This is a genomic window from Galbibacter sp. PAP.153, assembly GCF_037029175.1.
Classification (GTDB): domain Bacteria; phylum Bacteroidota; class Bacteroidia; order Flavobacteriales; family Flavobacteriaceae; genus Galbibacter; species Galbibacter pacificus.
Window position 1 is genome coordinate 25,185 of the sequence record NZ_JAZEUN010000005.1, and the last position, 14,596, is coordinate 39,780.

Here is a 14,596-nt window from a genome sequence, read left to right on the forward strand (position 1 = left end):
AAAGATAGAAATTTTATTGTAGCTGCAAGGCTTTTTCAAGATCGAGATCGGCAACCGAATTGATAATCATATCCGGCTTGAACGCATAATTGTTTAGATCTTCTTTTTTAGAAACCCCGGAAAGGGTTAAAATGGTGGTATACCCCAATTGCACACCGCCAAGAATATCGGTATCCATGGTATCTCCAATAATAATGGTTTCCCGGGCTTCCAAGCCTAAATATTTTCGTGCAGAGCGCATCATTACCGGACTTGGCTTTCCTACCGAAAAGGCTTTTTTTCCGGTTGCTTCTTCAATCATGGTCACAATGGCTTTAATCCCCAAGTTCACCCATCCTTTTTTCATTGGGGACGGATCCAGGTTGGTTGCAATAAATTTAGCTCCAGACAAGATCATATCTACTGCATTGTTTACCATTTCCAATGTAAAATTGCGCCCTTCGCCTACCACTACAAAATCGGGATTTTGGTTTACCATGGTATAGCCGTGCTGGTGTAAACTGGTAATCAATCCACCTTCGCCCAACACGTATGCCGTTCCGTTAGGATTCATAAACGACAGGAAATATGCCGTGGCCATAGCACTGGTATACACATTTTCCTCTTTAATTTTAATTCCCATGCGGGCAACTTTATTGACTGCATCCAAGGGCGTACGCTGACTGTTGTTAGTCATAAACAAAAAGGGGATTTTTTCTTTTTGCAAAGTTTTAATAAACGTATCTGCTCCGGGAATTAGCGTGTCGTTTCCATAAATTACGCCATCCATGTCGATTAAAAATCCTTTCTTCATCTATTATATCTTTTTTATTTCTTATACCTTTACTCAACAAGCTTCGGCATCAAATGTTTCGGAGTTGTTGACCTATGAAACTAAATTACGACATATAATTTTCTTGTGTAAGAAAATCAAATTAAAACGTCCAATAAAAAAACATAATTATCATATTACTATTAACACCGTTCAAACTATGGAAAAAACATATTATAATCCTTCCGATTTAAAAAAATTTACAAAGATTACCGAATGGAGCGAAGAACTTGGAAATAAGTTTTTTGATTACTACGGAAAAGTTTTTGAAGAAGGCGCCTTGACTGCCAGGGAAAAATCGTTAATTGCTTTGGCCGTGGCACATGTGGTAAAATGCCCTTATTGCATTGATGCATATACCAAAGATGGCCTGCAACGCGGTATTACCAAAGAAGAAATGATGGAGGCCGTGCATGCCGGGGCCGCCATAGAAAGTGGGGCTACGTTGGTACATGGCGTACAAATGATGAACAAATACGAAAAATTATCAATGTAAAAAATACCGGCTTCCTATTTTAAAAAATTAAAGCATGTCGACACAGTCGCTACATAAACGAGCAAACGAACTCGCAAAAACCGAAAAACAACTCGAAATATTATCTAATGGTATTTTTGCCAATGGAGAATTGCCCACATTTAAGCAAAAGGTTAAAAAGGCAGGGTTGCCCGCGTTACGGCCAAAGCAATTGGAAGTCCTTCAAATTAACGTGGGTTATATGTGCAATCAGGTATGTTCGCATTGCCATGTAGATGCAGGCCCGGACCGTAAGGAAATCATGACCAAAGAAACCATGCAGCAATGCCTAGATGTTATAAAAACCACCAAAGCGCACACGCTCGACCTTACCGGCGGTGCTCCCGAAATGAACCCCAATTTCCGTTGGTTTGTCGAGGAAGCTTCCAAAGTTGGTATAAAAGACTTTATTGTGCGTAGCAACCTTACCATTATCGAGGCCAATAAAAAATACCATGATTTACCCGAATTCTTTAAAAAACATAATGTTCATGTAGTTTCGTCCATGCCGCATTGGACCAAAGGAAAAACCGATAAACAACGTGGCGAAGGCGTTTTTAACAAATCCATTGAGGCTTTAAAAAGGTTAAATTCCGCTGGTTATGGCATGCCCGACAGCGATTTAAAACTGGATTTGGTTTACAACCCAGCGGGTGCTTTTTTGCCCACCGATCAAGCATCTATGGAAAAAGACTTTAAAAAGGCTTTGTTAGATGAGTTCGGTATACATTTTCACAACTTGTTCGCCATTACCAATTTGCCCATTTCGAGGTTTTTGGAATATTTAATCGCTTCTGATAATTATGAAGATTACATGTATTCTTTAGTTGAAGCTTTCAATCCTTCGGCAGTTGCCAATGTAATGTGTACCAATACCATTTCTGTAAGTTGGGACGGCTGGCTGTACGATTGCGATTTTAACCAAATGCTCGACCTTAAAGTAAACAGCAAAGTGCAGCATATTAGCAAATACAACGAAGCGTTACTGAACAACCGCGACATCGTTATTTCTCAACATTGTTATGGCTGTACCGCAGGAGCCGGAAGCAGTTGCCAGGGAACAGTTGCCTAAAACCAAGTACATTTAAATGAAAGAGAAAAACATTCTCATTATTTTTACCCGAAACCCACAACTGGGAAAAGTAAAAACGCGATTGGCCAAAACAGTAGGCAACAAAAAAGCTTTGGAAATTTATACTTTGTTACTAAAAAAAACAGCAGAAGTTACTGCCAAGGTCAAAGCCGACAGAGTAGTTTATTATTCTGAGGATATTGTTGAGGATGCCATTTGGAGCCCAGCATATTTCAGTAAAAAAATTCAAAGAGGAAATGACCTGGGCGAACGGATGATGCAGGCCTTTAAAGAAAATTTTAGCGAGGGATACAAAAACGCAGTCATTATTGGCAGCGATATGTTCGACATTACCCCAAGCCACATTGAAGAAGCTTTTCAAAAGCTAAACACACACAACGCAGTTATTGGCCCGGCTCAAGACGGCGGCTATTATCTTTTGGGGTTAAAAAAAATGCATGCCGAGCTGTTTCAGCATAAAAAATGGGGGACAAATTCGGTTTTAAGAGATACTTTAGAAGATTTAAAAACAGTTGACGTAGCTTTGCTGGAAGAACTCAACGATATCGATGAATACAACGATATCAAGGAACATCCCGCATTCCAAGAATTTATAAACAATTAAGATTATGACGCAAAAGCAATTACAGGAAACCACCGAATATTTAATTTCAAAAGGCTTCGATAATCCGGAAATAGGTATTGTACTTGGCACGGGGCTCGGGAAACTGGTGGATGAAATTAAAGACCCAATAACGGCGCACTACAACCATATTCCTTTTTTTCCATTAGCTACAGTAGAGTTTCATAGCGGCAAACTTATTTATGGAGAACTAGAAGGCAAAAAAGTAGTGGTTATGCAGGGACGTTTTCATTTGTACGAAGGCTACGATTTTATAGATATTACCTATCCTATTCGTGCCATGCACGCTCTGGGAGTTAAAAAGCTTTTAATATCAAATGCAGCCGGGTCTATTAATTTAGATTTAAAAAAGGGCGACTTGATGCTTATTGAAGATCATATTAATTTACAAGGGGGTTCTCCATTGGCCTTTAAAGACGTAGCACGGTTTGGCGACCGCTTTGTGGATATGAGCCAGCCTTACGATCTTGAAATGTGCAATACGCTAATTGAAACCGCTAAAAAAGAAAACATTTCACTTAAAAAAGGAGTGTATGCATCGGTTGTGGGACCGCAACTGGAAACCAAGGCAGAATACCGTTATTTAAAAATTATCGGTGCCGATGCCGTTGGAATGAGCACCGTTCCCGAAGTTATTGTTGCCAACCATTTACGCCTTCCCATTGCTGCAATTTCCGTAATTACCGATGAAGGCGACCCCGATAACCTTGAACCTGTAAATATTGAAGAAATTATTAGGATTGCAGGCGAAGCAGAGCCAAAAATGATTACACTTTTTAGAGAATTGATCAAATCGTTATGAGTTATTTAGAAACCACAAAAAATGTATACAGAGATGCCGCACTTACCCCAGATGTAGGTCTGTGCTGTACCACCAATCCCGTTTGGGAGCTCCCGGGGCTAAAAATCCCGAAAATCATGCAAGAAATGAATTATGGCTGTGGCAGCACGGTACATCCCAGAGACCTGGTCAACAATCCTAAAATTCTTTATGTTGGTGTTGGCGGCGGCATGGAACTCTTGCAGTTTGCCTATTTCTCGCGTCAGGAAAGTGGCGTTATTGGTATTGATGTGGTTGATGAAATGCTGGAAGCTTCCCGTAAAAATTTTAAAGAAGCCGAAGCACAAAACAATTGGTTTAAAAGTAATTTTGTAGCCCTTAAAAAAGGAGATGCGCTCCACCTTCCGGTTGAAGGCAACAGCATTGATGTAGCTGCTCAAAATTGCCTGTTCAATATTTTTAAGGAAGCCGAGCTAAAGAAAGCCATTGCAGAAATGTATCGTGTTTTAAAGCCTCACGGGCGTTTGGTTATGAGCGACCCCATTTGCGAGCAACCCATGAACGATACATTGAGAAACGACGATAAGTTACGTGCTTTATGCCTTAGCGGAAGTTTGCCAATTGCCGATTATGTAAAAATGCTTACCGATGTAGGATTTGGAACCATCGAAATCCGTGCGAGAAAACCTTACCGGATCCTTGACCCCAAACATTACCATACAGAAGAACTGATTTTTATTGAATCGATTGAAGTGGCAGCCATTAAAGACCCCATGCCCAAGGACGGACCTTGCATTTTTACCGGAAAGAGCGCCATTTATTTTGGTGAAGACGATTATTTTGATGATAAAAAAGGACATGTGCTGCTTCAAAATCAGCCATTGGCCGTGTGCGACAAAACAGCCCATGCTTTGAAACATTTAGGAAGAGATGACATATACATTTCAGCATCTACATGGCATTACGATGGTGGCGGATGTTGTTAATTGAATATACCATATCTCAAATACAATCATTCTTAAGTGTCATCCTGAGCCTTGCCCGAAAGTTCAGGCGGGCTGTCGAAGAGCAATTCTATTATCTAAAAAGATGCTTCGACAAGCTCAGCATGACATTTGTATATATTTGGAGCTTTAACATAACAACTTGTTCAAGTAACATATGGACAAATATTTAGAAATCATAAAAAACTCCTATTCGGGATATTTTAATTACCTCGTCTCCGAAATCACCAGTTTCCATTGGGAGAATTACTTTTACGGTCTTCTGCTAATTTCGTTTGCGGTATGGGGGTTGGAAATTTTATTTCCGTGGCGGAAAAACCAAAAGATATTTCGAAAAGATTTTTGGCTCGACACTTTCTATTTGTTCTTTAATTTCTTTTTGTTAAACCTTATTGCGCTTATTGCCCTGTCCAACACTGCCGAAATGTTTTTTAATGATTTGTTGGGCACGGCAGGCTTATCGGTTCAAAGCTTCCAGCTTGTAGATATGTCCATACTTCCTTGGTGGTTGAGTTTGTTTATCTTCTTTATTGTTGCCGATTTTGTGCAATGGGGCACGCATATACTTTTGCACCGGGTGCCCTTTTTGTGGAATTTTCACAAAACGCATCATTCGGTAAAAGAAATGGGCTTTGCCGCTCACTTCCGTTACCATTGGATGGAACCCGTGGTATACAAATCCATCCTATACGTTCCAATTGCCATTATTGGAGGTTTTAATATAGAGGCCGTGGCCATTGTCCATTTTTTCAATATTACCATCGGGCACTTAAACCATGCTAATATTGGTTGGGATTATGGTCCGTTTAAATATATCTTCAACAATCCAAAAATGCATATCTGGCATCATAGCAAAAAAATCCCAAACAATTATGGGGTAAATTTCGGGATTACGCTCAGCATTTGGGATTATATTTTTAAAACCAATTACATTCCTTTTGATGGTAGGGATATTGAGCTTGGCTTTTATGGAGATGAAACTTTTCCTAAAAATTTTATTCAACAGGAAATATATCCATTAAATGAGAAAAAAGAAAGTTGATTTTCTTTTAAAATTATATAAACCTTTACCCTTTTACTTTTTAACGCATTCATTTTATATAAAAATATAAGTACCTTTGAAAAGGAAAAAAGAAAAACATGGCAACAAATAAAATTCAGGATAAAATAGACGCTACGCTTCTAGAAGAACGTAAAGTATTTTTATGGGGACAAGTAGATGATAAATCGGCTAAACACGTTATCGATAGACTACTGTACCTTGATGCTTTGAGTGACAAAGAAATTAAACTCATTATCAATAGTCCGGGTGGGTATGTAACCTCTGGTTTTGCCATTCACGACACCATGAAGTCGATTAAGAGTCCGGTTTCTACCATTTGCACAGGCTTAGCAGCTTCAATGGGCTCTATTCTGCTATCTGCCGGAGAGAAAGGAAAGCGGTTTGTATATCCGTATGCCCGTGTAATGATCCATCAACCAAGCGGAGGGGCGCAAGGGCAAGCATCTAACATTGAAATACAAGCAAAGGAGATTATTAAAACCAAAGAGATCGGCGCACAGATTCTTGCCGACAATTGCGGGCAACCTTTTGATAAAATAATGAAAGATTTTAACCGTGATTACTGGATGGATGCCGACGAATCGGTTGAATACGGAATTGTAGACGGAATTGTAAAATAGTTTGCTAGACCTTATTTAATATATTAAAATGCCAACTAGATGTTGGCATTTTTTGTTTCAAGTAGCTTTTTAACTATCTTCCACTGCCAAAAACACCAAAACCATATCATGCGTTTAAAAAACATCTTTCCTTTGCTTTGCTTATTGACAGTAATTGCCTGTAAGGATGAAGCCACCAAACAAGATACCGCACAGGACAGTCAACGCCCCAACATTATTTTTATTATGGCAGACGACCATGCGTATCAAGCCATTAGCGCTTATTCCAACAAGCTGATAGAGACGCCCAATATAGACCGCATAGCTAAAGAAGGAGTATTGTTTACCAATGCATCGGTTACCAATTCTATTTGCGCTCCTTCCAGAGCCGTTATTCTTACTGGAAAGCATAGCCACATCAATGGAAAAGTAGATAATTACTTCCCGTTTGATACTACCAACGTTACTTTTCCGCAGTTGTTCCAAAAAGCAGGTTATCAAACGGCCATGTTCGGGAAACTACATTTTGGAAACAACCCAAAGGGGATAGACGAATTTAAAATACTTCCCGGGCAGGGAAACTACATCAACCCAAAATTTATAACAAAAGAAGGAGACACCACCGTTATCGGTTATGTTACCGATATTATTACCGATTTTACGCTGAGCTGGCTGGACAAAGAACGCGACAAAAACAAACCTTTTATGTTGATGTACCTCCACAAGGCACCACACCGCCCTTGGTGGCCCAGCCCAGAGAAATTTAAAGAATATACCCAAAAAACCTTCCCCGAACCCGAAACTTTGTTCGACGATTATAAAAACAGAGGAACGGCCGCTAAGACCGCAGAGATGAACATTCTTTACCACATGCGCTATGGGCACGATAGCAAAATAAGACCGGAAACCTTGGAAAGAATGGGAAAAGTTACGCCCGAAATGGAACCTATTCCCGGAGGGTTTACCTATCCATATAACCGTATGAACGCCGAACAAAAAGCTTTATACGACCCCATAATAGACAGCATCAACAAAGACTTTGAAGAACATTGGCCAAAAATGACCGACGAAGAAAAAATGAAGTGGAAATATCAGCGATACATGCAGGATTATCTGGGCACCATTGCTTCGGTTGATGACAATGTGGGCAGGGTACTCGATTATTTAGATGAAACAGGACTGGCAGAAAATACCATTGTGGTGTATACCTCCGACCAAGGTTTTTACCTGGGTGAACACGGTTGGTTCGACAAGCGTTTTATTTATGAAGAATCTTTTAAAACCCCATTAATGGTACGCTGGCCGGGCGTTGTAAAACCAGGAAGCCAAAATGATGATATGGTGCAAAATTTAGACTTTGCCCCTACTTTCCTTGATATTGCCGGTATACAAATACCCAATGATATGCAGGGCGAAAGCATGCTGCCAATTTTAAACGGCAATGGTTCCGGTTGGTCCCGTGATGCTGCTTATTATCATTATTACGAATACCCGGCGGTGCATATGGTAAAACGCCATTACGGAATTGTAACCAAGAAATATAAACTTATTCATTTTTATTATGATGTAGATGAATGGGAATTGTACGACAGATTGAACGACCCGCATGAATTGAACAATGTATACAACAGCCCCGATTATCAAGATGTTGTTAAAGAACTAAAAGAAAAACTAACAGTGCTACGAAGAAAGTATAAAGACAGTACTGCTCTGGATTCTTTATATATTAAAAAGTATTTGGAAGGACGAAAAGAGTTTTAATGCGTTATTTGGGCACCATACTATTTTTCACCAATTCTTGCGCCGGCTTATTTTGTATGGTAAACCGGTTTTGATTGCTTACGTGTGCTGCCCCTTTGGGAAACCATTTCCAAAGAAATCCCCCGGCAAACCAAGGCTCGTTCCATATGGTTTGATAAAGTGCCATCAAACAGTTGTTTTGTGCTTGGTAGTTGGCGGGCAAATTAGACGGTTCATGGTTCCAAGGTTCTTTTCCCGCAAAATCAATGCTTCGATAGCCGTATTCTGTAAAAATGATTGGTTTTTGGATATCGGCTGCAAACTCTTCCATTGCTTGTTTATAAGGCTTCCATCCTTCTTTTAAAGTTTTCAACGAAGGTGTTTTTTCATTGGATACGGGAAAGTAAGCATCAATACCAATATAATCGAGTTCTCCCCAAAAAGGTACTTCTTGGTATACATCCCAATTTTCGGCATAGGTTAGCTTACCATGGTATAGGTTTCTTATCTGCTGTATCAGTTTTTTAAAAAATTCAGGCCGGTTTATCACAAACTCATGCAGCTCGGTACCTATACAAAAAACATCTATATGAAGCAGCTCGGCAAGTTTGGCAAAGTGTAAAATATAATTTCGGTATTGTTCTTCCAGTGCTATCCATTGTGCTTCACCATCCATTTTTATATGGCCGGTAAACTGTCCTTTCCACACCCAAAGCTGTGGTTTCAACAACACCTTGATATGCAAGGAATCTAAAAGTTCTTTATGTTGTTTTATTCCTGCCGATGTTTCTCCAAACCATTGTTTGTCATTGTTATATACTATTTCTGGATGATTTATATTTTTTAAAAAAGCAAACGGCATTAGCGACACATAATTGGCATGTATATTTTTTATTTTCAATGCTTCCGGCAGCAATAATGAATCTTTTGAAGCCACCAAGCTTATACCATGAATCTTCTTTTCAATAGGAACCACATCTGTTTTACACCCCATAATCAGTAGAACGGCACTTATCAAAAGAAATTTTAACCTTTTTATCATATTCATTTTCAACAATAAACCTTGTTAAATTAAGAATAAATCAATTTAAAATGCTTCTAAATTAGAATCCGTGCATAAGTTCTTATCTTGCATTACGACGTATATTTTACATACAACCAAGAATGAAACACATAGCAATTATTGGAAATGGTATTGCCGGAATTACTGCTGCACGGCACATTAGAAAGCTAAGCGATTATAAAATCACTGTTATATCGGCAGAATCTAAATATTTCTTTTCTAGAACTGCTTTGATGTATGTTTACATGGGGCACATGAAGTTTGAGCATACGCAACCTTATGAAAATTGGTTTTGGGAAAAAAACCGGATAGCCCTCAAACAAGGGTATGTGACCAAAGTACTTGCTCAAGAAAAAAAATTGTTGTTTCAAGACGGAACATCATTAAACTACGACGATTTAATTATTGCTTCGGGTTCCAAGCCCAACAAATTTGGTTGGCCGGGGCAAGACCTTAAAGGGGTTCAGGGATTGTATTCTAAACAGGACTTGGAGCTTCTGGAAGAAAATGCGCCCAATAATAAACTATGTAAACATGCTGTTATTGTTGGCGGCGGATTAATAGGAATTGAGCTTGCCGAAATGCTGCTTACCAGAAAAATTCCCGTAACTTTTCTAGTAAGGGAACATGCATTTTGGGGAAACGTACTACCAAAAGGAGAAGCCGATTTGGTTACAGGCCATATGAGAAAGCATCATATAAATGTGCAGCTGGAAACCGAATTAAAAGAAATTTCAGCAAATGAAAACGGACGTGTAAAAAGCATTATCACCTCAAAAGGAGAAGAAATAAGCTGTGATTTTGTAGGACTAACGGCAGGTGTATCGCCATCGGTAGCTTTTTTAAAAGACAGTGATATTGAAACAGGCAAAGGCGTTAAAGTAAACAAATACCTAGAGACAAATATCCCAAACATATATGCCATTGGTGATTGTGCCGAACAAATGGAACCCAGTGGTTTACGCAAACCCATTGAAGCAGTTTGGTACACCGGGCGTATGATGGGCGAAGTGGTTGCACAAACCATTTGTGGCAACAAAATGGCATACCGGCCAGGCATTTGGTTTAATTCTGCCAAATTTTTGGATATTGAATACCAAACCTATGGCTGGGTCTGGGCAAAACCAAAAGCATACGAAAAACAATTTTATTGGGAACATCCTGATGGGAATATATGCATCAATATTGCCTACCATAAAAACACGCGCGCCGTTCTTGGAATCAATACATTTGGCATTAGAATGAGGCATGAAGTTTTAAACAAATGGATTCATCAAGAAAAAGAAATAGATTTTGTCGTTAAAAATTTAAAAAAGGCGCATTTCGACCCTGAATTTTACCATACATACTATTCAGACATTCAATTACATTTTAAGAACCAATTACAACTTGCCTAAATCGTCTTTATTATGAGTAATACAATACAACGCAACATGTCTTTAGCAGGAGAACCGCCTGTTTCTTTGTCTGTTGTTCAAAAAATTTCGGTATTAATGGGCATGTCTGGCTTAATGGTTTTATTGCTTGCCATCTTCAATATTAATTTTCCAGACAAATCCATTTGGTTAACCATTTCGTTAACTTCAATCACACTAGGAATTATATTGTTTTCTTATGGGGCCTATGCTCATAAATCGGCCGGAATTAAAAATGACGGCGTTTGGTTTAAATCGGTTTCCTCACGGGGGTTTCTCGCATGGGTTTTGGGGATTTCCCTTACCGGATTTTACATCATTTTATATTTTTTCCCTCAGTTTTTAGGACTAAACAACAACGGCGCCAATACAGGCTTGATTGCACTTTTTGATCCGCTAAGTAAGCTTTTAAGCGGGAACCCGGCCAGTCAATGGTTTGTATACGGAACACTTTATACCACTTCTATTTTTGCCTTCGGAATTAAATTTATCTGGAAATACAGACACAATCGATACGAAATTATCAGGACCATCAGCGTCATGTTTTTTCAATTGGCATTTGCGTTTATCATCCCCGAATTAATGGCACGCTTAAATAACGATGAAGCATACAATATTCCTTATTACGACTTAAAGAATATTTGGCCGCTTAATTATTATAATTTCGACCAATATAGAATTGATGGTTTTATAACTTCCGGCGATATCGGGATGGCACTGCTTGTACTTGGCATTGTTTCCATCCTTATCATTACGCCCATACTTACTTATTTCTACGGAAAAAGATGGTACTGCTCATGGGTTTGCGGTTGTGGCGGACTTGCCGAAACTTCGGGAGATTCGTTCAGGCAATTGTCAGACAAAAGCCTTTTTGCCTGGAAAGTGGAACGTTGGGTGGTGCATAGCGTATTGGTTTTCTCGGTTTTAATGACAACTGCCGTAATACACAGTTATTTAAGCTATGATGCCGACAAATACTGGCTAAACAAAGATATTTTCCTGATAAGTGTTGCCGTGTTTCTAGGCGCTCTATTTGCATTGGTATGGTTTTTTAAACGGGAAGACCTTAAAAAAGATGCACAATACGGCGCCATTGGATATTTAACCATTATAATAGGCTTGGTTGGCATTCATTATGTATTTGGAAACAGCGTTTTTATTTTCAACCCAGAAACTTTAAGGAGTACTTATGCCTTTTTAATCGGCTCTATTTTTTCAGGAGTTATCGGTACAGGGTTTTATCCTATTTTTGGGAATCGGGTCTGGTGCCGTTTTGGCTGCCCAATGGCCGCTATTTTAGGGTTGCAACAACGCTTGTTTTCCAAATTTAGAATCACCACCAACGGTGGGCAATGCATTTCCTGCGGGAATTGTTCTACATATTGCGAAATGGGCATTGACGTAAGGGCCTATGCCCAAAAAGGACAAAACATTGTTCGTGCTTCATGCGTGGGATGCGGTATTTGTTCGGCTGTTTGCCCACGTGGGGTTTTAAAACTGGAAAATGGCACTCAAAAAGGGCGAATTAACAATGATGCCGTGTTGCTTGGCAACGATGTTGATTTGTTGGACCTCATCAAACAAAATAAATAATACAGAAAGAAATAAACGGCTCCTTTTTGCGACTAATATATTATGACAGTACCTTTGCCCGACTGTTAAGATGATTTTAATGAATACTATTAAAGTAATTATCCCCGCCTATAACGAAGAAGCGTCAATTACGCAGGTTATAAAAGAAATTCCCAACGTGGTTGAAGAAATTATTGTTGTTAACAATAACTCGACCGACAATACCGAAAACATAGCAAAAAAGGCAGGGGCTACCGTTTTAAAAGAAAACAGAAAAGGTTACGGATATGCCTGTTTAAGAGGAATGGAATATATTGCCAAAAAGGATAAAACACCCGATATTATTGTTTTTCTGGATGGCGATTACGCCGATTATCCCGAAGAACTAACCAAAGTAGTTGCTCCTATTATTGAAGACGATATAGATTTGGTTATTGGTGCCCGGGTAAAAAAATCCAGGGCCAAAAACGCCATGACGCCCCAACAGGTGTTCGGCAATTGGTTGGCTACCTTTTTAATGAAGCTTTTTTTTAATGCCCAGTATACCGATCTAGGCCCTTTCAGGGCTATTAAATACCATAAATTGCTCGCTCTGGAAATGCAGGACAAAACTTATGGTTGGACGGTGGAAATGCAGTTAAAAGCTTTAAAAAAGAACTTTACATATACCGAAGTTCCTGTAAAATATAAAGCCAGAATTGGGGTATCTAAAGTATCTGGAACTATAAAAGGAACTGTTATGGCAGGAGTAAAAATATTAGGATGGATTTTTAAATACAGTTTAAAGTAAATGATTGAAATTGCATCATATATTATATTGACCATATACATAATTGCACTTTTGCTTATACTGTTTTATAGCATAATGCAATTAAATTTACTGCTGAATTATCTAAAATTCCGAAGGCAGAAAAAAAATATGCCCAAGTTCGATTTTTCTGATGCAAAACAAGTCCCTAATGTTACCGTACAGCTTCCCATATACAATGAAGCCTATGTGGTAGAGCGTTTGCTGGAGAACATCAGTAAAATAGAATATCCTGCGGAAAAACTCGAAATACAGGTTTTGGACGATTCTACCGATGAATCCATTGAAAAAACTTCAAAAAAAATAAAAGAGCTCCGTCACCGTGGGCTCGACATAAAACACATTACCCGAGCCAACAGGATTGGGTTTAAGGCCGGTGCCCTAAAAGAAGGGCTTGCCATTGCCAAAGGAGACTTTATAGCCATTTTTGACGCCGATTTTCTTCCGAAGGCAGATTGGTTAAAAAAAACAGTCCCTTATTTTAAAAACCCAGAAATTGGCGTGGTACAAACCAAATGGGGGCACATTAACCGAAATTATTCCCTGCTTACCAAAATACAGGCCTTTGCGCTGGACGCACATTTTACCATTGAGCAAGTGGGGCGAAGTGCCAAGAACCATTTTATAAATTTTAATGGCACGGCCGGGATTTGGCGAAAAAACTGTATCATAGATGCCGGTAATTGGCAAAGCGATACGCTTACCGAAGATCTTGACCTTAGTTATCGGGCTCAGCTTAAAAACTGGAAATTTTTATATCTAGAAGATGTAGAAACCCCAGCAGAGCTTCCGGTAATAATTAGCGCTGCCAGAACACAACAGTTTCGGTGGAACAAAGGCGGGGCAGAGAATTTTAGGAAAAACATTGGCAACGTTATAAATTCAAGAAACATCCCCATTAAAACTAAATTGCACGGGGTTGCACACTTGCTTAACAGCTCCATGTTTTTATGTGCCCTTTTAGTAGCGGTTTTAAGCATTCCCATATGGTTTATCCAGCAACAAAACATTGTACCGCCTTGGGTTGTTAACTTTACGTGGGTTTTTATTGCCAGTACACTTATCCTGTATATTTGTTATTGGTTTCCTTATAAATACATACATGCCGGTAAAAACATGAACATTGCCAATTATACGGTAGATTTTATCCGTTTCTTTACCATTGTTCTAGGTTTTACGCTTCATAACAGTATGGCGGTTTTAGAAGGTTATCGTGGCAAGAAAAGTGAATTTATACGGACTCCCAAGTTTAATGTAATGAGCATTAAAGACCGTTGGCAGGGCAATAAATATGTATCTAAATCTATTTCTAAAAATTTATTTTTTGAAGCATTTTTGATGCTGTATTTTTTATTCGGACTTATCTATGCATTTATTTTAAAAGATTTTAGCTTCTTTCCGTTTCATTTAATGGTATTTTTTGGCTTTAGTTTTGTATTTTTTCAATCCATAAGGCCGAATTGTAAATGAAGTAATTATTGGGAGACAATATAACTTATGGCAAACCTGAA

General features: G+C 38.9%; 14 protein-coding genes. 12 read left to right on the forward strand and 2 right to left on the reverse strand.

Features of this window, described 5'->3' with window-relative positions:
- Positions 1-13: 13 nt before the first annotated feature.
- Positions 14-793 (reverse strand): HAD-IIA family hydrolase, encoded by a 780-nt coding sequence (locus UXI14_RS03730; RefSeq protein ID WP_277901231.1) that lies wholly within the window; start codon positions 791-793, stop codon positions 14-16.
- A 178-nt stretch (positions 794-971) separates the two neighbouring features.
- Here UXI14_RS03730 and UXI14_RS03735 point away from each other — a divergent pair, with 178 nt between their 5' ends.
- The 8 genes from UXI14_RS03735 (at position 972) to UXI14_RS03770 (ending at position 8,248) form a co-directional block, all read left to right on the forward strand.
- Positions 972-1,307: an arsenosugar biosynthesis-associated peroxidase-like protein gene (locus UXI14_RS03735; RefSeq protein ID WP_277901230.1), complete on the forward strand. Its 336-nt coding sequence runs from the start codon at positions 972-974 to the stop codon at positions 1,305-1,307.
- Between the two features lie 34 nt (positions 1,308-1,341).
- A complete protein-coding gene (gene arsS, locus UXI14_RS03740; protein WP_335964913.1) occupies positions 1,342-2,397 on the forward strand; it encodes an arsenosugar biosynthesis radical SAM (seleno)protein ArsS in 1,056 nt (351 codons plus the stop codon).
- A gap of 16 nt (positions 2,398-2,413) precedes the next feature.
- Positions 2,414-3,022, forward strand: a complete 609-nt coding sequence (locus tag UXI14_RS03745; protein WP_335964914.1) for a TIGR04282 family arsenosugar biosynthesis glycosyltransferase — start codon at positions 2,414-2,416, stop codon at positions 3,020-3,022.
- A 4-nt stretch (positions 3,023-3,026) separates the two neighbouring features.
- Positions 3,027-3,842, forward strand: coding sequence for a purine-nucleoside phosphorylase (locus UXI14_RS03750; RefSeq protein WP_335964915.1), 816 nt, complete (start codon positions 3,027-3,029; stop codon positions 3,840-3,842).
- Complete coding sequence (arsM, locus tag UXI14_RS03755; RefSeq protein WP_335964916.1) at positions 3,839-4,807, forward strand: arsenosugar biosynthesis arsenite methyltransferase ArsM; 969 nt, start codon at positions 3,839-3,841, stop codon at positions 4,805-4,807. The genes UXI14_RS03750 and arsM overlap by 4 nt, the downstream gene beginning before the upstream one ends.
- Positions 4,808-4,982: 175 nt before the next feature.
- Positions 4,983-5,867: a sterol desaturase family protein gene (locus UXI14_RS03760; RefSeq protein WP_335964917.1), complete on the forward strand. Its 885-nt coding sequence runs from the start codon at positions 4,983-4,985 to the stop codon at positions 5,865-5,867.
- A gap of 98 nt (positions 5,868-5,965) precedes the next feature.
- Complete coding sequence (locus UXI14_RS03765; RefSeq protein ID WP_335964918.1) at positions 5,966-6,508, forward strand: ATP-dependent Clp protease proteolytic subunit; 543 nt, start codon at positions 5,966-5,968, stop codon at positions 6,506-6,508.
- Between the two features lie 108 nt (positions 6,509-6,616).
- Positions 6,617-8,248: a sulfatase gene (locus UXI14_RS03770; RefSeq protein WP_335964919.1), complete on the forward strand. Its 1,632-nt coding sequence runs from the start codon at positions 6,617-6,619 to the stop codon at positions 8,246-8,248.
- Between the two features lie 4 nt (positions 8,249-8,252).
- On the opposite strand, the gene UXI14_RS03775 is transcribed toward UXI14_RS03770, so the two are convergent.
- Positions 8,253-9,269, reverse strand: a complete 1,017-nt coding sequence (locus UXI14_RS03775) for a glycoside hydrolase (RefSeq protein WP_335964920.1) — start codon at positions 9,267-9,269, stop codon at positions 8,253-8,255.
- Between the two features lie 122 nt (positions 9,270-9,391).
- Here UXI14_RS03775 and UXI14_RS03780 point away from each other — a divergent pair, with 122 nt between their 5' ends.
- The 4 genes from UXI14_RS03780 to UXI14_RS03795 all read left to right on the forward strand — a co-directional run bounded on the left by UXI14_RS03780 (position 9,392) and on the right by UXI14_RS03795 (position 14,555).
- The gene (locus UXI14_RS03780; RefSeq protein ID WP_335964921.1) at positions 9,392-10,687 is read left to right on the forward strand and encodes an FAD/NAD(P)-binding oxidoreductase; all 1,296 of its coding nucleotides are present in this window, start codon (positions 9,392-9,394) and stop codon (positions 10,685-10,687) included.
- A gap of 12 nt (positions 10,688-10,699) precedes the next feature.
- Positions 10,700-12,298, forward strand: a complete 1,599-nt coding sequence (locus UXI14_RS03785) for a 4Fe-4S dicluster domain-containing protein (protein ID WP_335964922.1) — start codon at positions 10,700-10,702, stop codon at positions 12,296-12,298.
- Positions 12,299-12,377: 79 nt separating this feature from the next.
- Positions 12,378-13,067 (forward strand): glycosyltransferase family 2 protein, encoded by a 690-nt coding sequence (locus UXI14_RS03790; protein WP_335964923.1) that lies wholly within the window; start codon positions 12,378-12,380, stop codon positions 13,065-13,067.
- Positions 13,068-14,555, forward strand: a complete 1,488-nt coding sequence (locus tag UXI14_RS03795) for a cellulose synthase family protein (RefSeq protein ID WP_335964924.1) — start codon at positions 13,068-13,070, stop codon at positions 14,553-14,555.
- Positions 14,556-14,596 lie beyond the last annotated feature (41 nt).